This window comes from Salinibacterium sp. dk2585 (assembly GCF_008001035.1).
Taxonomy (GTDB): Bacteria; Actinomycetota; Actinomycetes; order Actinomycetales; family Microbacteriaceae; genus Homoserinimonas.
In genome coordinates this window covers 492,536-513,250 of the sequence record NZ_CP042856.1, presented here as the reverse complement: position 1 = coordinate 513,250, position 20,715 = coordinate 492,536, and the positions used below count along the sequence as shown (strand labels likewise).

The following is a 20,715-nucleotide window of genomic DNA, read 5'->3' as shown; positions in this document are numbered from 1 at the left end:
GCGTGACGCGGTTTTGCGGAGCACGACGCTTGCGTTACATATCGATATTCGTTAGGTTATCGATATTCATTGGCATCGATAATCGATATGGAACGATAATGACGGCGACCCCGGTACTACACATCAGAAAGGGACGAGGCCTCGAGAAGGTCGTCCTCGGATTCATCACGGGAGGAGCGGCTGCCATCGCGGTAACCGAGGCCGTCTTCTTAGTACGGCGGAGAATTGTGAGTCTGGCAGATGGCTCCACGACCACCGTCTCGGGGATGACCCTGGTCGATACGCCCGCCACCGGTGTCGTCGACGCATCCCCCCTCATTACCTCTGCCGAGTACGAGAGCGTCAGCATCACGGTCGAGTCGATCCCCGTCGAGGCACGGGGCTTCCTGATCGCGGCGGCGATCCTGAGCTCGCTCCTAGTGATCGGCATCTGTGCCGTCGTCGCGTGGTTGTGCGTGCGGGTGTTCGTCGGCCGACCATTCGTGCGCTCCGCAACGTGGGGCATCGGGGTGGCGTCGATTCTCGTCATACTCGCGGGCCTCGGAACCCCCTTTCTCACGGGCCTGGCGCACGCGGAGATCGTGGAGAGCCTGAACCTCGAGGAGGCGGGGCTGCCCCTCTTCATGGTCGACATCGACATGGCGCCCCTCGGCTGGGGCCTCGCCCTCGCCGTCGTGGCGGGCGCATTCGAAATCGGACAGCGCATGCAGCGCGACACGGAAGGACTCATCTGATGAGCAAGAGTTTCTGGACCCGCGAGAGCACCGACCTCTGGACCACCATCGCGGCTGGGGCGATCGCGGCCGTCATTGTCATCGTTGTCACCGTGCTGCGGATGCTCGACCTCTTCAGCGTCGATGGCATCGCGGCACGGGTGCCGATTCCGGATGGCCTCGGTGCGGAGTTGCCGCTGGGCGGCAACCCCGTCGAATCCGTCGTCTTCGAGGCGCAGATCACGTCGCAGGACCTCGCCCGCGCGACTGTCGATTCCCTCGCGGCGGCGATCATAATCCCCGCGCTCGCCTACCTCGCGGTCATCGGCTGCGCGATCGCGTTCTGCATCAACCTCATGCGGGGCCGGTCGTTCACCCGCGGCAACACCCGTCTCGTCTTCGCGACCGCGTTGATCGTGCTGTTGGGCGCCCTGTTCACCCAGTGGGCGACCATCATGGGAGCAAACGGCACCTATGCCGCCCTGGGAGCGGAGTTCGATGGGCAGTCCGCCGTCATGGACGACTTCTGGCCGGCGTACCTCGCCGCGATGGGGATCGCTGCGGTGGCCATCGCGTTCCGCCGGGGCGAGCGCCTGCAGCGCGACACGGAAGGCCTCGTCTGATGGCCCCCGCCGAAGACGAAGAGACAGGCATCCACTGCAGGCTTGATGAGCTGCTCGAGCAGAGGGGGATGACGCTGACGCGGCTGAGTGAACTCGTCGGCGTGAGCGTCGTGAACCTCTCGGTGCTGAAGAACGACAGGGCACGCGCCATCCGCTTCTCGACCCTCACCGCCATCTGCCGGGCCCTCGACTGCACGGTCGGTGACTTGCTCGTCGTCGACCCCTGACCGGCGCGTGCCCGCCGGGGTAACGTCGAATGGGCACGGCATCCGACGATGGGAGCGGCGATATGCCCGACGACGACGTGAACAGCCAGGGAGGCGACGACCTCGACGCCACCAAACCACTGCCGAAGGCTGAGCAGGCGGGAGAACCGGGCACTGAGGTCTACGGCGCACCGGATGACGGCGGGGCGCGCGAGATCGGCACGCCGGCAGCAACTCCGGCCGACGATGCGGCCGAGACGACTCGGCTCGAGGCCATCGAGAACGGTGGGGGCGGCCACAACGCCCCACTGTCGGGCGGAGCAACGGCCCCCGTTGCGTCACACGTGCCCATCGCGACCGCTTCTGCCGCGACAGGTGGCGGCGGCGGGCTTCCCCCGACCCCGCCAGGCGGCGACGACCGGCGCGGCTTCCCGTGGCCGTGGATCATTGTCGGCATCGTGCTGCTCGCCCTCATCGCGATCGGCGTCGCCTTCGCATTCGCCAACAGCGGGGCGGATGACTCGGAGCCCTCACACTCGCCCAAGCCGCGGCCCAGTGTCTCCGTGACACCACCGCCGTCGCCCAGTGTCGACGAGGAGCCGGGCGAAGCACCCGTCGAGACTCCCACCGAGGCGCCGGTCGAACCGGCACCGCCGGCACCGCCGGCACCGCCGGCACCGCCGGCACCCGAGCCGGAGCCAGCCCCATCCACCCCGGCGCCGACTCCTACGGACCCGACACCGACGGACACCCCGGCGCCGGCACCCACAGAGACGCCGGAGGCTCCCGCGACATAGGCTCCTGTCATGTCCGACCTCGACGAACGCCCCACGGAACTGCTCTGCGTCTCAGTCCCCGGCGGCGACGGCACGATCGAACTGTTGGAGCCACGCGACGTTCCCCTCGGCGGACCGCGGGCCATGACGGTGCGCCGCACGCTCCCCCAGCGAGGACGTTCGCTTATCGGCGCGTGGTGCTTCCTCGACCACTACGGCCCCGACGATGTCAACGAGAGCGGCGGGATGGTCGTGCCACCGCATCCGCACACGGGACTCCAGACCGTGAGCTGGCTCTTCGCGGGCGAGATCGAGCATCGCGACTCCAGCGGCGGCCGCGCGACAGTGCGACCCGGTGAGCTCAACCTCATGACGGCGGGTCGGGGCATCCAGCACTCAGAGGTCTCGCTCGGGGCGCGACCCTCAGCGCCGAACCCGACGGATGCCTCGGTCGACACCGGCAACGTCGGCGGCCAGACGACGGGCGGCGGGGCATCCGGAAGCAACGTGCTCCACGGCGTGCAGCTGTGGACCGCGCTGCCCGACCCGCACCGTCACACCGAACCGTTCTTCGAGCACACCGTGCCGCCCGTCGTCGAGCACGAGGGCGCCCAGGTGAGCGTCTTCATCGGCAGCCTGCTGGGACAGGTCTCGGATGCCACAGCCTTCAGCCCGCTCGTCGGCGCGCAGATCGACCTGCCGCCCGACACCGAGATCCTCGTGCCGGTCGACCCCGCGTTCGAGCACGGGGTGCTGCTCGACACGGGCGCCGTCACGGTCGATGATGTCGCGATCGAGCCGGACCACCTCGCCTACCGGTCCCCCGGCGCGTCGGTGATCGCACTCGCATCCGGTAACGCGGGCGCGCGCCTCATCCTGATCGGTGGCGAACCGCTCGGCGAGGAGATCGTCATGTGGTGGAACTTCATCGGCCGCACGCACGAGGAGGTCGTCGCCTACCGCGAGGAATGGCAGCGCGACGTCATCGGGGGCGCGAATGCCGAAGGGCGCTTCGGGAACACCGTCTACGACGGACCGTCGCTGCCAGCCCCACCGATGCCGACCGTGCGGCTGCGCTCGCGCGGCTGAACCGCTACTGCCGCGCGCCGAGCGGTGTGACGGCGTAGTTGACGATGGTGCCGGATGTCTCGGGCGTCACCGTCACGAGCACGTTGAGCCCTGCACCCGTGAACGCGCCCAGGCTGCGCTCCCCTGTCTCGGTCGCGAAGGAGGCCGTGAAGCCGGCGCCAACGAGTCGCTCGCGTGCCTGAGCGAAAGCGTCGGCGACCGTCGCTTCCGTCTGCACCCCGACGATCCAGTTGCCCTCACCCTGCACCGTCGCGCTGCCGGCGTGCACGACCGTGCCGTCGATGAGCTGGACCCCCGCGGGAAAGTCGGCGGGCAGCTCGTTGCTCGCCTCGACATCGACACCCGTGACACCCTCGAAGGCGCCCTCAAGGTTGCCCTCGATGCTCTCCCTTGCGCTCTCGATCGCCCCGTCGACGCTCTGCTGCACGGTCGACTCGATGAGCGAGCATCCGGCGAGGAGGACGGCCGCGAGCACTGCTGCCAGCGCGGCAGAGAGTGGCCTGCGCACGGTCAGTCCTTGACGGGAAGCCCGAGCTTGGCGCGCTCCTCGGCCTCGATCGTGGCGTAGACCTTCCGCTCCGTGCGGTCGGCGCGCAGGATCGAGCGGATCACGAACCAGAAGACGAGACCCAGCAGGATGGTCGGCGTCACCGAGAAGACGGCGTTCGCCCAGAAGTTCTCAAGCACGGCGACAGTCTACGTTGCGGATGCTTGGAGTCACCCGCCGAGGATGCCGACGAGGCCGGTGATGACGAAGTAGATGCCGACGATGCCGATGATGAACCAGAGGCCGACGCGCGCCGGCGGCACCTTCTTGTGTGGCTTCTTGGGTTCGGACATCACGTCACCGGCTCACTTCACGAGGGGGAACAGGATCGTTTCGCGGATGCCGAGCCCCGTGATGACCATGAGCAGGCGGTCGATGCCCATGCCCATTCCGCCCGACGGCGGCATGCCGTGCTCGAGCGCCCGCAGGAACTCCTCGTCGAGGCGCATCGCCTCGGGGTCGCCGCGGCCGGCGAGCTTCGCCTGCTCGACGAAACGCTCGCGCTGGATGACGGGGTCGACGAGCTCCGAGTAGCCGGTCGCGAGCTCGAAGCCGCGGATGTAGAGGTCCCACTTCTCGACGACGCCCTCGATCGAGCGGTGGTCGCGCACGAGGGGTGAGGTGTCGACGGGAAAGTCCATGACGAAGGTCGGCCGCGTGAGCCCACCCTTGACGTAGTGCTCCCAGAGTTCCTCGACGAGCTTGCCGTGCGTGGGGTGGTCGACCTCGATCTCGAGCGTGGCGGCGTGGGCGGCGAGCTCCTCGACTGGCGTCTGGGGCGTGACCGAGAGTCCGGATGCCTCGTTGAGCGAGTCATACATCGAGACGCGGTCCCACTCACCGCCGAGGTCATACTCGGTGCCGTCGGCCCAGGTGACGACGTGCCCGCCGGCGACGGCGAGCGCAGCATCCTGGATCAGCTGCTGCGTGAGGTCCGCCATCTGGTGGTAGTCACCGTAGGCCTGGTAGGCCTCCAGCATCGCGAACTCGGGGCTGTGGGTGGAGTCGGCGCCCTCGTTGCGGAAGTTGCGGTTGATCTCGAAGACCCGCTCGAGGCCCCCAACGACGGCGCGCTTGAGGAACAGCTCGGGCGCGATGCGCAGGTACAGCTCGGTGTCGAAGGCGTTCGAGTGGGTGACGAAGGGACGAGCGGATGCCCCACCGTGCTGCGTCTGCAGCATGGGCGTCTCGACCTCGAGGTAGCCGTGGCCCTTGAAGGTCTCGCGAAGCGAGGCGTTGACGGTTGCGCGGGCGACGACCGTCTTGCGGGCCTGCTCGCGAACGATGAGGTCGAGGTAGCGCTGGCGCACGCGCGTCTCCTCGTTGAGTTCGCTGTGCATGTTCGGGAGGGGGCGCACGGCCTTGGCGGCGACCTTCCACTCCTCGACCATGATGCTGAGCTCGCCGCGGCGGCTCGAGATGACCTCGCCCGAGACGAAGAGGTGGTCGCCGAGGTCGACGAGTTCCTTCCAGAGAGCGAGCGAATCCTCGCCCACGGATGCGAGCGACACCATGGCCTGAATGCGCGAGCCGTCGCCCGCCTGCAGCGATGCGAAGCAGAGCTTGCCGGTGTTGCGGAGGTGCACGATGCGGCCCGCGAGCCCGACCTTCTCGCCCGTCTGTGCGTCGGGCTCCAGGTCGGGGAACTGCGCCCGCACGGCCGGGATCGTCGTCGTGATGGGGAGGGCGACCGGGTACGCCTCGACGCCCGTCTCGATGAGCCGCTCGCGCTTGGCGAGACGCACCTGGGTCTGCTCGGAGGCCTCGCGTTCGAGTTCCTCGTGGGTCAGGGCAGGTGCAGTCGTCTCAGTCACGCATCAAGCTTACGGCGTGCCCGCGAGCCGGGCGGCGGCGGGGCTCGACTTGCATCAGGATACCCCCGGGGGTATCTTTGGCAGCATGTCACAGCAGAGAATCGTCATCGTCGGGGGCGTCGCCGGCGGAATGAGCTGCGCCGCCCGAGCCCGCCGCCTCGACGAGAACGCCGAGATCGTCGTGCTCGAACGCGGCGACGAGGTGTCGTTCGCGAACTGCGGCCTCCCCTACTACGTGGGCGGCGAGATCGAGAGTCGCGATGCCCTCCTCGTGCAGACCCCGGAGAGCCTGCGCGCGGCGCTTGGCCTCGACGTGCGCGTGCGCCATGACGTCATCGCCCTCGACACGGAGGCACGCCAGGTCACCGTCCGCACCGCCGAGGGCACCAGCACGATCGACTACGACGCCCTCGTGCTCTCTCCCGGCGCCCGCGCCGTGCGTCCGCCACTGCCGGGGCTCGATTCCCCCCGCGTGCGCACCCTCCGCACGGTCGGCGACGCCATCAGTCTCCGCGAGCGCGTCGAGGCAGGCGCGAAGCGTGCCGTCGTACTGGGCGCCGGATTCATCGGGGTGGAAGCCGCCGAAGCGCTGCGCATGCAGGGCCTTGAGGTCGACGTCATCGAACTCGCCCCGCACATCCTGCCGCCGCTCGAGGCGGAACTCGCCTCGCTCATCCGTGACGAGATGGCCAGGGGCGGAATCACCGTGCGCGAGGGAGTCGGCGCCGAGAGCGTCGAACCCGGCGACGCCCACGACACCGTCGTGCTGAGCGACGGTGCCCGCATCCCCGCCGACATCATCGTGCTCTCCGTCGGCGTGCGCCCCGACACCGAAGCGTTCGAGGCAGCCGGCCTCGAGGTCGAGCGGGGCGCGATCGTCGTCGACGAGCACGGTCGCACCTCCGCGCCCGGAGTGTGGGCCGTCGGAGACGCCGTCGTCAGCACCGACGCCGTCACGGGCATCCGTCGCCCCGTCGCCCTCGCGGGCCCGGCCAATCGCGCCGGACGCCTCGTCGCCGACGACATCCTGCGGCCAGGCGCCGCGCGCCCCATCCCCGCGCCGCTCGGCACGGCCATCGTGCGCATGGGCGAACTCACCGCCGCCATGACGGGCGCCAACCGCTCCTCGCTTGAGCAGGCCGGCATCGAGTTCGAGACGCTGCACCTGCACCCCAACCAGCACGCCGGCTACTTCCCCGGCGCCCAGCAGGTGCACCTCATCGTGCACTTCGCCCCCGGCGACGGACGACTGCTCGGCGCCCAGGCCGTTGGCGCCGACGGAGTCGACAAGCGCATCGATGTGCTCGCGACCGCGCTCCGGGCAGGAATGGCGGTCGACGACCTCATCGACCTCGACCTGTCATACTCGCCCCCCTACGGGCAGGCAAAAGACCCCGTGAATCTTGCGGGCATGGCGGGCGAGAACCTCCTCAACGGCACCCTGTCGCTCTGGCATGCCGCGGAGCTTGAGTCGGTGACATCCGAGGCCCTCGTGCTCGACGTGCGTTCCCGCGCGGAGTTCGCGAGCGGCCACATCCCCGGCTCGCTCAACACCCCCCACACCGAACTGCGCGATCGGATGCAGGAGGTGCGAGACGCTGCCGCCGGCCGGCCCGTGCGCGCCCTGTGTGCCTCCGGCGTGCGCTCCAACATCGCGCACCGCCAGCTCGTGCAGGCCGGGCTCGACTCCGCCACCCTCTCGGGCGGCATCCTCACCCTCAAGGCGGCGCTGCCTCACGGCGGCCGCGACATCCTCACGACGCAAGGAGCCGAATCATGACGAGCCAGCAGGCGATCGATGCCGCCACAGCGCAGAAGAAGATCGTGAACCGCCTCAAGCGAGCGCAGGGTCAGCTCGGTGCGCTCATCGTCGCGATGGAAGACGGAGCGCCCTGCAAAGACGTCGTGACGCAGCTCGCCGCGGTCTCGAGCGCCCTCGACCGTGCCGGATTCGCGATCGTCTCGTCAGCGCTGCGCGAATGCCTGAGCCCCGACAGCCACGAAGACGACGACCGCAAGATGACCCCCGAAGAGCTCGAGAAGCTCTTCTTGATGCTCGCCTGAGCAGCACCACACGAAGGAGAAGCAACACAATGTGTTCAGCAGTCACCTGCCGCCGATGCGGAAAGACCACGTGGGCCGGCTGCGGCCAGCACGTGGACCAGGTCATGCGAAACGTCCCACGGGCGCAGCAGTGCCAGGGTCACGAGAACGAGCCCTCGACGGGATTCTTCGCGCGCATCTTCGGACGCTAGGCCCCGTCAGCAGCTGGGCGGCTCGCCGAACGTGACCGCCCGGTTGTCGATGAGCCGGGTCGTGCCGAAGCGTGCCGCAACGATCGCGAGCGCCTCACCGCGGAACTCGTCGGGCACGGGGGTGAAGGTCTCCGGGTTCACGATATCCAGGTAGTCGACGGACGCGTGCGGCTCCGCCTCGAGCACCTCGAGACCCGCGGCGATCGCCGTCGAAGCCCTCCCCCCGCGGAACCCTGCGGCGACATCGGCCACGGCGGCGAGCGCCCCCGAGAGCGACAGGGCGGCCGCGGCATCCGTCTGCGACAGGTACTGGTTGCGGCTCGAGAGGGCGAGCCCGCCCTCCTCACGCACGATCGGCGCGACGTCGATGCGTACGGGCAGGTCGAGGTCGTCGACCATCTGCTTGACGAGGAAGACCTGCTGCGCGTCTTTCTGACCGAAGACCGCGACGTCGGGCTGCACGATGTTGAAGAGCTTCGCGACGACCGTCAGGGTGCCGTCGAAGTGCCCTGGCCGCACGGCACCCTCGAAGCGCGACGCGACCGGCCCCGCCTTGACGCGAGTGGCAGTCGGCCCGTGCGGGTACATCTCCTCGACGGTGGGGGCGAAGACGAGGGCGTCCCCGAGCGGCTCAAGCTTCGCGATATCCGCGTCGAGCGTGCGCGGGTACTTGCCGAAGTCCTCGCCCTCGGCAAACTGCAGCGGGTTGACGAAGATCGACACCACCACGAAGTCGCCGAGGGATGCCGCGCGCTCAACGAGCGACAGATGACCCGAGTGCAGCGCGCCCATCGTCGGTACGAAGGCGACCGTGCGGCCCGCGGCGCGGGCGGATGCGACACGCTCGCGCACCTGCGCGATGTGATGCACGACGTCGATGGTCATTCCTCGTCTCCGTTCCTCGGGGTGGGGTCGTCAGTGTCAAGGTCGTTGAGCGTGTTGTACCTGTCACGGGCCCGGTCACTGTTGACGCTGCGGTCGACCTCGTCGGCCAGCATGTCGCGGTGGGCGAGTTCCTCACTCGCGAGCGCATTCTCGACGGCGGAGCGCACGAGCGGCGTCAGCACGGCGCCGGGGACCTCGACGCCGATCTCGCCGAGGATGCGCATCGCCTGGCCGATGATGGCGGTCGAGAAGGTCGTCGCCGTTGCCAGGGCCTCCGCGTAGGCAGCACGACTGCCCTCAGGGATCACGACGGGCTCGGCGCCCATCTCCACGACGAGCGCCTGCCCGATGGGCAGCACGGGAGCGGGCGCCGTGACAGCGCAGAATGCCTCGCGCAGACGATAGAGGTCGATGCTCGTGCCCGTGAAGGCGAGCGCCGGATGCACCGCGAGGGGAATCGCGCCAGCCTGCATCGCAGGCGCCAGCACCGAGGTGCCGAAGCCGGGCGCCGTGTGCAGCACGAGCTGGCCCGGCTGCCACGTGCCCGTCGCGGCGAGGCCAGCGACGAGGCCCTCGAGTTCGGAGTCCGGCACCGCGAGGATCACGAGCTCGCTGCGCTCGACAACCGTCGGCACGTCGAGGATGGGCACGCCAGGCAGCATCGCCTCGGCACGGTCGAAGCTATCGTTCGACACGGCCGTGATGCCCGTGATGGCGTGGCCGGCCGCGGCGAGGGCCGCCCCCAGGACAGGCCCGACGCGGCCCGCGCCGATGATGCCGACGCCGAGGCGACCAGCGCGCTCCGAAACACTCACTCGCGGAGATCCTGCTCGGGTCGAGGAGCAGCCGGCGCAGCGGGAGGAACGGATGCCTCGGGCTCAGCCGCCTCCGTCACGAGCACCTCGGGCGCCCCGAGCTCGTCGCTCGCCTCGGCCCACCGGTGCGAGCGGTCGCGAGCCGCGGCATCCACAAGTCGGTGGCTCGTGTCGGCGAAGAACTCCATCGCCTTGTCGACGTCGATGGCGCCGAGGCTTGCCGTGATGGGGCCCATCACGGTGTGGAGGTGAACGGTCGCGAGCCTCGCCATGCGCCCGACCGGCCCCTGCTGGATCGCGGCGCTCTGCACGCGCGGCGCAGGCACGATCACGAGTTCGCGCCAGATCGCGCCGCGGCGCAGAAAGAATGCGTCGGGCGTGACCGCGAAGCCGTTGCGGCGCCACGAGAACCAGCGCAGCCAAGCCGCGCGCTTAGGCGAATTCTCATAGCCGTCGCCAGTCTCACCGTGGGGCGCGAGGCCCGTGACGATCAGGGCCCTTGCGGCGTCGTCGAGATCGGGGAGGAGCAGGCGCAGCACATTCATGACGTCGGCCTCGTCACCGACCGGGAGGATCGTGGTGTTCGCGATTCCCCCAGAGACGCTCTGTGCGGTCGCATGGCTCGCGCGATTGACCTTGATCTCCCACCACCCGGCGAAACGCCACAGGATCGGCTGGTCAACCGCGATCGAGTGGATGCGCCCGGGTGGCAGGGTCTCGTTCGTGGTCGAGAGCAGGCCGTAGCCGATGCGCACGCCGTCGCGCGTGCCGGCGATCGAGTACCGGAGGGATCGCGTGAAGCGCTGCAGCCAGAAACTGCCGAAACCGATCAACGCGGGGATGACACCGAAGAGGATGCTGAGCTCACCCGTGATCGCAATCGCAACGATCGAGCCGATGATGACCGCGATCAGCACGAAGGTCGACATGCTGAGCAGCATGGAACCGATCAGGCGCCCGATGCCGATGCGCACGATCGACTCCGGCGGGGCATCGTTGTCGCTGATCTCGGGTGCAAGGAACTCCTGCACGCGTGCGTCGATGAAGCGCTCGACGCCCGCCGTCTGTGCCTGCGCAGCGGCTCGCCCCTCACGAGTGCCGGATGCGAGGCGCAGGATCTCGCGGCGCAGCTCGTTGGCATCGGAAGACCCAAGGTAGGCGAGCTGCACGTTGGCGTCCTGCCCCGCTTGGCTGATCTCGAGCTTCGAGGCCCCGAAGAGGCGCGGGATGAAGGGGCGTCCGATGTTGATGCCCTGGATGCGGTCGAGGGGCGCTCGCCGGTGGGTGCGGAAGATGATGCCGGAGCGCACCTCGACGACCTCGTCGGTGACGCGGAAGGTGTGCATGCGCCACGAGATGTAGAAGCCGATGATGAGCACGACGAGGAGCCCCGCGACGGCAAGCAGCGCCCAGCCGAGGAAGCCATTCTCGAGCACGAGGTCGACGGGGTCGTCACCCTCCGTGTACCCGGGCAGGAAGAGGTCGATGACTCGCTCCCGCAGGTTCGCGACGACGACGCCGAGGATCGCGATGAGCGCGATGCCCCCCTTGAAGAGTGGCGACGCCCGGTGCAGGCGGTGCCACTCGCCGTCGGCGAGCCCCGTCTGCACGATCGGGGCGACCTCGGGGGCAATGGCAGCAGCCTCGCTCGGGGCCGGCCCCGAGGCATCCGGAACTGGCTGCATCGGGATGTCGCTCACAGTCCCGCCCGGCGGCTCTCGGCCAGCTCGACGAGGCGGTCACGCAGCTGCTCGGCCTCGCTCTCGGGAAGGCCCGGGATCACGACGGCGGATGCCGCTGCCGCCGTCACGAACTTGAGCTCACTGAGCCCGAGCCAACGCTGGATGGGACCGCGGTTGATGTCGACCAGCTGCATGCGGCCGTAGGGGACGGCGACGATGCGGCGGAACATGATGCCGCGCCGCACGATGAGGTCGTCATCGCGCAGCTGGTAGCCGTACGCGCGCACCTGGCGTGCCGTGAAGATCGTGCTCAGCACGAACATGACGGCGGCGGCGATGGCCACCCAGAGGGTCCAGGTCTCGTCGACGAAATACCGCAGCACGAGGGCTCCCGCGGTGATCGCACCCCACCAGATGATGTTGCTCACGACCTCGGCCCAGACGTAGCGCGGGGAGACGCGCCGCCATTCGATGCCGGGAGGGTCGAGGAGAGTGGACATTGCTGTTCCGATCCGTGTGTTGGGGCTGCCGTGCAACGCCGCGGGACGGCCCGGGCGAGTACGCGACCGAGCCTATCCGGCGCCCGGCGGGCGCTGCGACCCTCTCGCAGGCTAGTCCGAGCGACGGATGCCGCGGCTCACGTCACGCGCGGCCGTGTGCCGGTCACGTGGCCGCGCCGGCCGCCTGCTGTTCATCGTCAGAAGGCGGTGGGATGCGGCACATGCCCTCGGCGACGAGGCCGCCCGCGAGCAGCACGAGGCCGCCGATCGCCGTGCCGACCGAGTATCCGACGACGCCGAGGGCCGGCACCGTGCGGCTCAGCAGGAAGACGACGGAGCCGATCGCCGCGCCCGCGAGGAGCGCGCCGGAGAGGGCGCTCGACTTCGCGAGCACGAGCACCCGGAGCGCGTAGAAGGGGTCGACGCGCTTGCGCTTGCCCTTGACGGCGCGGCGCACCGGCAGGGCGAGCACGACGACAATGACGCCCAGAGCGATGAGCACGATCGAGAGCGTGACGGGTGGCGTGATGCCGGCGCGGCCCGACATCGCGAGCCCCTGCTGGGCGAGGAACCCGACGGCCGCACCGATCGCGATGAGCAGGAGCACGAGGGCCGGTGTGGTGCGCTTCATGACTCCCCCACCGGGCGGGCAAGCAGCGGCGCGGCCGCTATGGGCTTCACGCCGCCCACGGGCATCCGGGCGAGCAGGTCTTGCACGCGGCCGAAGCCGGGGAGCGAGGCATCCGGGTCGGCCTGCAGCCACGGCGCGAGCACGAAGTCGCGTTCGTGCGCCCGCGGGTGCGGCAGCGTCAATCTCGCGGTCGAGAGCGTGAGCTCGCCATAGGCGATGAGGTCGAGATCGAGGGTGCGGTCGCCCCAACGCACCTCGCGCACGCGGCCGTGCTCGTCTTCGATCTCATTGAGGCGGTCGAGCAGCACCAGGGGGGCGAGCGGGGTCTCCGCGATCACGATCGCGTTGAGGTAGGAGGGGGCCGACTCATCGACCCCCTCGAGGGTCAGCGCGGGCGTCTCGAACAGCTCGGATGCCCCAACGAGGTGTACGCCGCTCGTCGCCGCAACGTCGAGCACTGCCGAGCGGAGGGTGCCCTCACGGTCGCCAAGGTTGCTGCCGAGGGCGATGACCGCCCGCTCGCGATGCGCGTCGAGGTGGCTCACGAGCGCCACCGGGTGATCGTGACCGACACGTCGTCGAAGGGCACCTCGATCGGCGCGGAGGGCTTGTGCAGGGTCACCCGCACGGCCTCGGCGACCTCGTGCGCAAGCACCGTGTCGGCGATCCGTTGCGCGACGGTCTCGATGAGGTCGACCGGGTCCCTCTCGACGGATGCGACAATCTCATTCGCGAGTTCGCCGTAGTGGATCGTGCGGCCGAGGTCGTCGCTCCCGGCCGACACGGAGAGGTCGAGCCAGACAGTGACGTCGATCACGAAGACCTGGCCGTCGCGACGCTCGTGCTCGAAGACGCCGTGGTGCGCGCTCGCACGGAGTCCCGTCAGGGTGATGTGATCGCGCTCCGTGAGCGGCATCGGCGCGGTCATCGCGGCTGCCGGAACGATGAGCGGGCGCGGTGGGGCATGGGCGGCTGCTCGCTCTCGACGGCAGCCCAGGCGTCGAGGAGCAGACGCGTCGAGGCGACATCGTGCACGCGCACGGCCCAGGCGCCGGCCTCCGCCGCGAGCGCGCTCGTGACGGCCGTGGCCCGGTCTCGCTGCTTCGGCCCCGCATCCGCCTCGAGCAGGCTCGAGAGGAAGCGCTTGCGCGAGGTGCCGACGAGCACGCGCGAACCGAGGGACTGGAACCGCCGCAGGTGCACGAGCACCTCCCAGGTGTGCTCAGCCCGCTTGGCGAAGCCGAGGCCCGGGTCGACGATGATGCGTTCGGGTGCGATTCCCGTGACGATGAGTTCTGCGAGGCGCAGTTCGAGTTCCGCGTGCACCTCCGAGACGACATCCGAGTAGACGGCCTGACCGTCCATGCCCGAACTCGGGCCACGCCAGTGCATCGCGACGAAGTCCACGTCGAGGTCGGCGACGGTGCGTGCCATGTCCGGATCTGCGAGTCCGCCGGAGACATCGTTGATGATCTCGACCCCGAGACCAGCGGTCACGGCCGCCGTCGCCGCGTTCATGGTGTCGACTGAGACGCGGATGCCACGACCCGCGAGTTCCCGCACAACCGGCAGGATGCGCCGCTGCTCCTCCTCGACGCTCACCCGCCCAGCGCCCGGCTTGGTAGTCTCGCCGCCGACGTCGATGATGTCGGCGCCCGCGGCAACCAGCTCCACCGCGTGGGCGATCGCCGCCTCGGTGCGGGCGAAATCGCCACCGTCGCTGAAGGAATCCGGCGTGACGTTGAGCACGCCCATGATGAGGGGAGAGTCAGGCATGAGGGCCTCCTGCGTCGTCACCTGCCGCCGCTGCACCGCCCACGAGGGCGAGCACGGCGGCCTTCTGCCCACTGTCGGCGAGCTCCCCCCGGCTCGCGAGCGTTACGGTCGTGCTGCCGACCTGCCTCGTGCCGCGAGTCGAGACACAGTCCTGGCGCGCATCGAGCACGACCAGCACGCCCCGTGCGTCGAGCGCGTCGCTAAGGGCATCCGCGATCTCGTCGGTCAGCCGCTCCTGCAACTGGGGCCGTGACGCAAGGGTGTCGACCACCCGCGGCAGTGCGCCCAGCCCGACGACGCGGCGCCCAGGCAGGTAGGCGATGTGGGCGAGGCCGACGAAGGGCAGCAGGTGGTGCTCACACATCGAGCGGAACGCGATGTCGCGCATGATCACGAGCCCACCCTCGCGCCCGTCCTCGAGGTCGATGAGGTCGCCGAGGTGCACGGCGGGGTCGACGCCCATGCCGGAGAAGTACTCCGCGTAAGACTCGGCGACACGGCGCGGTGTCTCGGCCAGGCGCGAGGCATCCGCGCCGATGGCCGCGAGCAACTCCGAGACGGCGGCCTCGATGCGAGGCCGGTCAACGGATGCCCGGGACGCGGCGCTCCCGCCCGGCACCCCAGCGCTGCTCTCGTGCACGGGTGCCTCCCCTATGCGGTCGCGATGCCCGGCGAAGTGCGGGGACCGCTGCTCGGCTTGGGCTCCGGCGTCGAGTCGACACCGCCATCGACGATACCGGCGTCGATGGGTGCCTTCTCGGGCAGCGGCACCGGCGGCCGCTCATCGACCGGTCGCTTGTCGCTCGAGAGCCACTGGGGGCGCGGCGGCAGCTTCTTGATGTCCTTGAAGATCTCGGCGATCTGATTCTGGTCGAGGGTCTCCTTCTCGAGCAGCTCCGTCGCGAGGCGGTCGAGGATGTCGCGGTTGACCGTCAGCAGTTCGTAGGCCTCATCGTGGGCTGCCTCGATGAGTTGGCGCACCTCACTGTCGACCTGCTCCGAGAGCTTCTCGGAGAAGTCACGGGTGGAACCCATGTCGCGACCGTAGAACTCGCCGCCGCTCGAGCTGAGCTTGACCGAGCCGACCGCGGCGCTCATGCCGTAATCGGTCACCATCTTGCGGGCCGTCGATGTCGCCTTCTCGATGTCGTTCGAGGCCCCCGTCGTCGGGTCGTGGAAGACGATCTCCTCGGCGACACGACCGCCCATCGCGTAGGCGAGCTGGTCGAGCAGCTCGTTGCGGCTCACCGAGTAGCGGTCCTCGATCGGCATGACCATCGTGTAACCGAGGGCGCGACCGCGCGGCAGGATCGTGATCTTCGTCACAGGGTCGGTGTGGTTCAGTCCCGCTGCGACGAGGGCGTGGCCGCCCTCGTGATAGGCGGTGATGAGCTTCTCCTGGTCGCGCATGACGCGGGTGCGGCGCTGGGGGCCCGCCATGACGCGGTCGACCGCCTCGTCGAGCGCGCGGTCGTCGATCAGCTGCGCGTGCGAGCGGGCCGTCAGCAGGGCCGCCTCATTGAGCACGTTGGCGAGGTCGGCACCCGTGAAGCCGGGCGTCTTGCGCGCGAGCACCTCAAGGTCAACGCCCTCCGCGAGGGGCTTGCCCTTCGCGTGCACCTGCAGGATGCGCAGGCGACCGTTCTTGTCGGGTGCGTCGACGGCGATCTGTCGGTCGAAGCGGCCGGGGCGAAGGAGGGCCGGGTCGAGGATGTCGGGACGGTTCGTCGCCGCGATCAGGATGACGTTGGTTTTGACGTCGAAGCCGTCCATCTCCACGAGGAGCTGGTTGAGGGTCTGCTCGCGCTCATCGTGCCCACCGCCCATGCCGGAGCCGCGGTGCCGACCGACCGCGTCGATCTCGTCGACGAAGATGATGGCCGGCGCGTTCTCCTTGGCCTCCTTGAAGAGGTCGCGCACGCGGCTCGCGCCGACACCGACGAACATCTCGACGAAGTCAGAACCAGAGATCGAGTAGAAGGGCACATTCGCCTCTCCCGCGACAGCGCGGGCGAGGAGCGTCTTGCCCGTGCCGGGAGGGCCATAGAGGAGCACGCCCTTGGGAATGCGCGCGCCGACCGCCTGGAACCGTGACGGGTCGGTGAGGAACTCCTTGATCTCGTGCAGCTCCTCGATCGCTTCATCCGCCCCAGCGACGTCGTCGAACGAGACCTTGGGCGTCTCCTTCGACATGAGCTTGGCGCGGCTCTTGCCGAACTGCATGACCTTGCCGCCGCCGCCCTGCATGCGGGAGAGGAGGAACCAGAAGATGAGGCCGATGATGAGGAACGGGATGATGAACCCGAGCATCGAAGTCCAGAAGTTGCCGAGGTCGACCTCGTCATCGAAGCTCTCAAGCGCGGAATCATTGACGGCGGTGATGACCTCTTCGCCGCGCGGGAGCGCGTAGTAGAACTGCACCTGGGCGCCGCCGAGTTCTTCATCGGCCTCCTTCAGCACGAGGTCGACGCGCTGCTGGCCGTCGACCACCGTCGCCGTCTTGACCTTGTCGTCGGCGAGGAGTTCAAGCCCCTGCTGCGTGCTGATCTCGCGGAACCCACCTGAGTTGCCAAGCAGGCCGAAGCCGATGGCGACGATGATCAGGGCCGCCGCGACATAGATGAACGGACCGCGCAGGAACTTCTTCAGATTCATAGTTCTGCAAGGCTACCGTGCGCCTCCTATGCGCCCGCCCGGTGTTTGCTGGGGGCGTAACGGGGGTAGCGGCCTAGCTGTAGACGTGCGGTGCGAGCACGCCGATGTCGCGCAAGTTGCGGTACTTCTCGGCGTAGTCGAGGCCGTAGCCGACCACGAACTCGTTGGGGATCTCGAACCCCACGTAGCGCACGTCGACCTGCACCTTCGCGGCTTCCGGCTTGCGCAGGAGCGCGCAGATCTCGACCGACTCGGCCCCACGGCTCTCGAGGTTCGCACGCAGCCAGGAGAGCGTCAGCCCAGAGTCGATGATGTCCTCGACGATGAGCACCTTGCGGCCGCTCAGGTCGGTGTCGAGATCCTTGAGGATGCGCACGACGCCGGATGACTTCGTGCCGGAGCCGTAGGACGACACCGCCATCCAGTCCATCTCGATTGGCAGCTTCAGCTCGCGCGCGAGATCTGCCATGACCATGACCGCGCCCCTCAGCACGCCGACCAGGAGCACCTTCTCGCCCGCGTAGTCGGCCTCGATGCGGCGGCTGAGTTCGGCGATCTTGTCGTGGATCTCCTGCTGCGTAATGAGCACCTTGGTCAGGTCGGCTTCGATCTCGTGCGATTCCATCGCGTGCTCCCTATTGGCCCCGGGGGTCGTTCTCGTCGGTATGTTCTGCGGTGCCAGCGCCCTCGGCGGCCCGAGCGGCCGCGCTGAAGAAGATGCGCGCGCCTCTGCGTTCAACCCTAACGCCCGGCACATGCAGCTCGCCCTGCCCCTTCCAGTCGCTGACGAGTCGCGCAACCTCGAGCGTGTGGGTGCGGCTGAGCCAGACGCCGAACTCCGCCGAGACGACAAGACGGATGAGCCGGTGCCGCAGCGCGGGCGGGTTCGCCTCGAGCGCCCGCACCGGCAACGAGAGCCCCGCTTCGGCGTGCTCGGCGAGTTCCTCGATCTGTTCCTCGGCGAAGTGATCGAGGGCATCCGCGTCTTCCCTCAGCTGCTCGGCGCTGCGTGCGAGTGCCTGCGCGATGCCCGGGCCGAGCTCGCGTTCAAGCACGGGCAGCACGGCACGCCGCGCCCGCACCCGCGCGTATGCCGGATCGGCGTTGTGGGGATCGTTCCACGGTTCGAGGTCCGCGTCGGTGCAGGCCTGCTCGGTCTCGGCGCGCGTGATGCCGAGCAGTGGTCGCAGCACCGCGACGTCCTCGCTCGTGCCCGAGTGGGGTTCGCGCGCATCAGCATTCGGTCCCATCGCGAGCGTGCCGCGCGCTGCCATGCCCGCGAGGCTGCGGGCGCCGGCGCCGCGCGCGAGCCCCAGCAGCACGGTCTCCGCCTGGTCGTCGAGCGTGTGCCCGAGCAGGAGAGCGGATGCCCCGTGCTCGCCCACCGTCGCCGCGAACGCCCCATACCTGGCCTCCCTCGCGGCCGCCTCCGGGCTGCCGTGCGCCGCGACCTCGACCCGCCGCACGACGACGGGGTCGAGCCCGAGCTGCTCTGCCGTGCGGGCGGCCTGCGCCGCGACATCCGCCGATCCGTGCTGCAGGCCGTGGTCGACGATGATCGCGCCCGCACGCAGGCCCGCTCGCGGCGCCTCGAAGGCGGTCGCGGCCGCGAGCGCGAGTGAGTCGGCACCACCGCTGAGCCCGACGAGCACGAGCGCATCGGCCGGAACGCCGTCGAGGCACTCGCGCACCGCCCGCCGGGTGTCAGCGATCGCCGGGGTCAGTCGGGGGCGTCGAGCGTGCATCCAGTAACGTTATTGCAGCATTCGCCGAACCGAGGAGCAGGAGCCGCATGCCCGACTATGACGTGATCATCGAGGTGCCGAAGGGCAGCCGCAACAAGTACGAGATCGACCACAAGACCGGTCGCGTCGTGCTCGACCGCGTGCTGTACACGCCCATGTCGTACCCGACCGACTACGGCTTCTTCGAGAACACCCTTGCCGACGACGGCGACCCCGTCGACGTGCTCGTGCTTGGCGAGTACCCGCTGTTCCCCGGCATCCAGATGCGCGTGCGCGTCGTCGGCGTCTTCAAGATGACGGATGACGGCGGCAGCGACGCCAAGATCCTCGCGGTCGCGGCCAAGGACCCGCGCTGGGACCACATCCAGGATGTGAACGACATCCCCGAGTACAAGCGCATGGAGATCGAGCACTTCTTCGAGCACTACAAGGACCTCGAGCCCGGCAAGTGGGTCAAGACCGAGGGCTGGGGTGACGTCAACGAGGCTGAGGCCATCGTGCAGGCCGGCTACGCCGCCTACGTCCCCGAAGACCATTGACCCCTCGCTGAGACGACATAAAAACACCCTCCCCGAGCCGGGGAGGGTGTTTTTATGTCGTCTCAGCGGTGGTTAGACGCCGACTCCGCGGGCCCGGAGGTACGGGACGGGGTCGACCGTTGAGCCGCCAACGCGGATCTCGAAGTGGAGGTGGCAGCCCGTGGAGATACCGGTCGTGCCGACGTAGGCGATGACCTGGCCCGCGTTGACCCACTGGCCGTAGCCGACCGCGATGCCACCGGGGCGGATGTGGGCGTAGGCCGACTGCGAACCATCGCTGTGGTTGATCTTGACGTAGTTGCCATAGCCGCCCGTCATGCCGGCGAAGACCACCGTGCCGGCGGATGCCGCATAGATGGGGGCGCCACAGCCGGGGGCGAAGTCGACACCGCCGTGCAGGGTGCTGGCACCGTTGGTCGGCGGAACGCGCCATCCGTAGGAGCTCGAGATGTAGCCGCCTGACGGGCGCACCCAGCCCGACTGGCTCGGGGCCGTCGGGGTCGAGGGGCTTGGCCGGTTCTTGGCAGCCTCGGCGGCGGCCGCTGCGGCTGCGGCCTGGCGGCGCGCTTCCTCTGCCGCGCGCTGCCGCGCTTCCTCGGCCAGCCGGATCTGCTCGCCGATCGCGAAGTCAGCCTCGGTCGCGGCGCGATTCTCGCGCAGCACACTCAGCTGTGCCTCGAGCCGTTCGCGGTTGCCCGCCTGCTCCTGGAGTGCAGCATTGGCGGCATCCGCTGCCTGCTGCGCCTCGATCATGGCGGTCTCGGCTTTGGCCGCGAGTCCCGCGAGGGCCTCCTCGGCGACCTTGGCCTGGTCGCTCAGCGCCTGTGCCGCGTTCTCGTCCTGCTTCGCCTTCGCGAAGATCCCGCTCGACTGCTCGCCGACCTTGGTGGCCCGTCCCAGCTGGCCGAGCAGGTCATCCGAGTCGGTGAAGAGCAGCTGCGCCGTGAGGTCCCCGCCGCCGGCGCGCTGCAGTCGAGCCGCGAGCTGGCCAGCCTTCGTCATCGACTCGTCGGCCGCGGCCTTGGCCTCGACGACCTGCTGCTCGAGGGTCGCGAACCGGTAGGCGGCCTCGTCGTATGCCTGCTGGGCGGCGATGAACTCGTCACCCTTTGCCATCGCCTCAGCCTCGGTTGAGGCGACGTTGGCCTCAAGTTGGGCGAGCAGTCGCTCAAGGCGGGCGATCTCGTTCTTCTTGGACGACTCGCTCGAACGGGCGGCAAGCACGTCCTGCCAGCTCGGGTAGTCGGCGGCGTGGGCGGCCTGCGTGGCCTGGCCCGTGAGTCCGCCGGTGAGCAGCACTCCAAGGACTGCGAGGGTCGCGACAAGCGACCGCGATCGACGCGTCTTGGTGGTGTGCTGCTTCATGTGTCCCCGTATCCCGGCCTCGGCAATCACAGTGGAATCCCCCGTCACACTGTTAACACAAGTAACAATAACAACTCGCGGCCCAATGGCAATAGCTTC

Annotated in this window: 25 protein-coding genes; 8 read left to right on the top strand and 17 right to left on the bottom strand. The window is 69.0% G+C overall.

Annotated elements, in window-relative coordinates:
- Positions 1-266: 266 nt before the first annotated feature.
- From FVA74_RS02420 to FVA74_RS02400, 5 genes are all read left to right on the top strand, one after another.
- Positions 267-734, top strand: a complete 468-nt coding sequence (locus tag FVA74_RS02420; RefSeq protein ID WP_147720198.1) for a hypothetical protein — start codon at positions 267-269, stop codon at positions 732-734.
- Positions 734-1,336, top strand: coding sequence for a hypothetical protein (locus tag FVA74_RS02415; protein WP_147720197.1), 603 nt, complete (start codon positions 734-736; stop codon positions 1,334-1,336). The genes FVA74_RS02420 and FVA74_RS02415 overlap by 1 nt, the downstream gene beginning before the upstream one ends.
- A complete protein-coding gene (locus FVA74_RS02410) occupies positions 1,336-1,563 on the top strand; it encodes a helix-turn-helix transcriptional regulator (protein ID WP_147720196.1) in 228 nt (75 codons plus the stop codon). Before FVA74_RS02415 ends, FVA74_RS02410 begins: the two co-directional genes overlap by 1 nt.
- A 62-nt stretch (positions 1,564-1,625) precedes the next feature.
- Complete coding sequence (locus FVA74_RS02405; RefSeq protein ID WP_147720195.1) at positions 1,626-2,339, top strand: hypothetical protein; 714 nt, start codon at positions 1,626-1,628, stop codon at positions 2,337-2,339.
- A gap of 9 nt (positions 2,340-2,348) precedes the next feature.
- Entirely contained in the window at positions 2,349-3,407 is a 1,059-nt protein-coding gene (locus tag FVA74_RS02400; protein ID WP_147720194.1) for a pirin family protein, read from the top strand.
- A gap of 4 nt (positions 3,408-3,411) precedes the next feature.
- On the opposite strand, the gene FVA74_RS02395 is transcribed toward FVA74_RS02400, so the two are convergent.
- Genes FVA74_RS02395 through lysS form a run of 4 tightly spaced genes read right to left on the bottom strand, consistent with a single transcriptional unit; the run spans position 3,412 to position 5,768 of the window.
- Positions 3,412-3,915, bottom strand: coding sequence for a hypothetical protein (locus FVA74_RS02395; RefSeq protein WP_147720193.1), 504 nt, complete (start codon positions 3,913-3,915; stop codon positions 3,412-3,414).
- 2 nt (positions 3,916-3,917) lie between these two features.
- The gene (locus FVA74_RS13520) at positions 3,918-4,094 is read right to left on the bottom strand and encodes a hypothetical protein (protein WP_168220026.1); all 177 of its coding nucleotides are present in this window, start codon (positions 4,092-4,094) and stop codon (positions 3,918-3,920) included.
- Between the two features lie 30 nt (positions 4,095-4,124).
- A complete protein-coding gene (locus FVA74_RS13800; RefSeq protein WP_255471417.1) occupies positions 4,125-4,247 on the bottom strand; it encodes a hypothetical protein in 123 nt (40 codons plus the stop codon).
- A gap of 12 nt (positions 4,248-4,259) precedes the next feature.
- Complete coding sequence (gene lysS, locus FVA74_RS02390) at positions 4,260-5,768, bottom strand: lysine--tRNA ligase (RefSeq protein WP_147720192.1); 1,509 nt, start codon at positions 5,766-5,768, stop codon at positions 4,260-4,262.
- 85 nt (positions 5,769-5,853) lie between these two features.
- On the opposite strand from lysS, the gene FVA74_RS02385 reads away from it, so the two are divergent.
- A complete protein-coding gene (locus tag FVA74_RS02385; protein WP_147720191.1) occupies positions 5,854-7,548 on the top strand; it encodes an FAD-dependent oxidoreductase in 1,695 nt (564 codons plus the stop codon).
- Positions 7,545-7,832, top strand: coding sequence for a metal-sensitive transcriptional regulator (locus FVA74_RS02380; RefSeq protein WP_147720190.1), 288 nt, complete (start codon positions 7,545-7,547; stop codon positions 7,830-7,832). Before FVA74_RS02385 ends, FVA74_RS02380 begins: the two co-directional genes overlap by 4 nt.
- Positions 7,833-8,029: 197 nt before the next feature.
- On the opposite strand, the gene panC is transcribed toward FVA74_RS02380, so the two are convergent.
- The 12 genes from panC to tilS all read right to left on the bottom strand — a co-directional run bounded on the left by panC (position 8,030) and on the right by tilS (position 18,712).
- Complete coding sequence (gene panC, locus FVA74_RS02375; protein ID WP_147720189.1) at positions 8,030-8,908, bottom strand: pantoate--beta-alanine ligase; 879 nt, start codon at positions 8,906-8,908, stop codon at positions 8,030-8,032.
- A complete protein-coding gene (locus FVA74_RS02370) occupies positions 8,905-9,723 on the bottom strand; it encodes a Rossmann-like and DUF2520 domain-containing protein (protein WP_147720188.1) in 819 nt (272 codons plus the stop codon). The genes panC and FVA74_RS02370 overlap by 4 nt, the downstream gene beginning before the upstream one ends.
- Entirely contained in the window at positions 9,720-11,423 is a 1,704-nt protein-coding gene (locus tag FVA74_RS02365) for a PH domain-containing protein (protein WP_147720187.1), read from the bottom strand. Before FVA74_RS02365 ends, FVA74_RS02370 begins: the two co-directional genes overlap by 4 nt.
- Positions 11,420-11,905, bottom strand: coding sequence for a PH domain-containing protein (locus tag FVA74_RS02360; protein WP_147720186.1), 486 nt, complete (start codon positions 11,903-11,905; stop codon positions 11,420-11,422). Before FVA74_RS02360 ends, FVA74_RS02365 begins: the two co-directional genes overlap by 4 nt.
- A gap of 163 nt (positions 11,906-12,068) precedes the next feature.
- A complete protein-coding gene (locus tag FVA74_RS02355) occupies positions 12,069-12,536 on the bottom strand; it encodes a DUF3180 domain-containing protein (protein ID WP_147720185.1) in 468 nt (155 codons plus the stop codon).
- Positions 12,533-13,090: a 2-amino-4-hydroxy-6-hydroxymethyldihydropteridine diphosphokinase gene (gene folK / locus FVA74_RS02350; RefSeq protein ID WP_240792282.1), complete on the bottom strand. Its 558-nt coding sequence runs from the start codon at positions 13,088-13,090 to the stop codon at positions 12,533-12,535. The genes FVA74_RS02355 and folK overlap by 4 nt, the downstream gene beginning before the upstream one ends.
- Positions 13,078-13,464, bottom strand: coding sequence for a dihydroneopterin aldolase (gene folB / locus FVA74_RS02345; RefSeq protein ID WP_147720184.1), 387 nt, complete (start codon positions 13,462-13,464; stop codon positions 13,078-13,080). The genes folK and folB overlap by 13 nt, the downstream gene beginning before the upstream one ends.
- Complete coding sequence (gene folP / locus FVA74_RS02340; protein ID WP_240792281.1) at positions 13,461-14,312, bottom strand: dihydropteroate synthase; 852 nt, start codon at positions 14,310-14,312, stop codon at positions 13,461-13,463. Before folP ends, folB begins: the two co-directional genes overlap by 4 nt.
- Positions 14,305-14,952: a GTP cyclohydrolase I gene (folE, locus tag FVA74_RS02335; protein ID WP_240792280.1), complete on the bottom strand. Its 648-nt coding sequence runs from the start codon at positions 14,950-14,952 to the stop codon at positions 14,305-14,307. The genes folP and folE overlap by 8 nt, the downstream gene beginning before the upstream one ends.
- A gap of 11 nt (positions 14,953-14,963) precedes the next feature.
- A complete protein-coding gene (gene ftsH / locus FVA74_RS02330; protein ID WP_147720183.1) occupies positions 14,964-16,967 on the bottom strand; it encodes an ATP-dependent zinc metalloprotease FtsH in 2,004 nt (667 codons plus the stop codon).
- Positions 16,968-17,040: 73 nt separating this feature from the next.
- A complete protein-coding gene (hpt, locus tag FVA74_RS02325; protein WP_147720182.1) occupies positions 17,041-17,592 on the bottom strand; it encodes a hypoxanthine phosphoribosyltransferase in 552 nt (183 codons plus the stop codon).
- A 10-nt stretch (positions 17,593-17,602) separates the two neighbouring features.
- Positions 17,603-18,712 carry a tRNA lysidine(34) synthetase TilS gene (gene tilS / locus FVA74_RS02320; protein WP_147720181.1) on the bottom strand — a complete coding sequence of 370 codons (1,110 nt, stop codon included), beginning with the start codon at positions 18,710-18,712 and terminating at the stop codon, positions 17,603-17,605.
- A gap of 47 nt (positions 18,713-18,759) precedes the next feature.
- On the opposite strand from tilS, the gene ppa reads away from it, so the two are divergent.
- On the top strand, positions 18,760-19,251 hold the full coding sequence (gene ppa, locus FVA74_RS02315) for an inorganic diphosphatase (RefSeq protein WP_147720180.1): 492 nt from the start codon (positions 18,760-18,762) through the stop codon (positions 19,249-19,251).
- Between the two features lie 72 nt (positions 19,252-19,323).
- On the opposite strand, the gene FVA74_RS02310 is transcribed toward ppa, so the two are convergent.
- Positions 19,324-20,616 carry a M23 family metallopeptidase gene (locus FVA74_RS02310; RefSeq protein WP_147720179.1) on the bottom strand — a complete coding sequence of 431 codons (1,293 nt, stop codon included), beginning with the start codon at positions 20,614-20,616 and terminating at the stop codon, positions 19,324-19,326.
- Positions 20,617-20,715 lie beyond the last annotated feature (99 nt).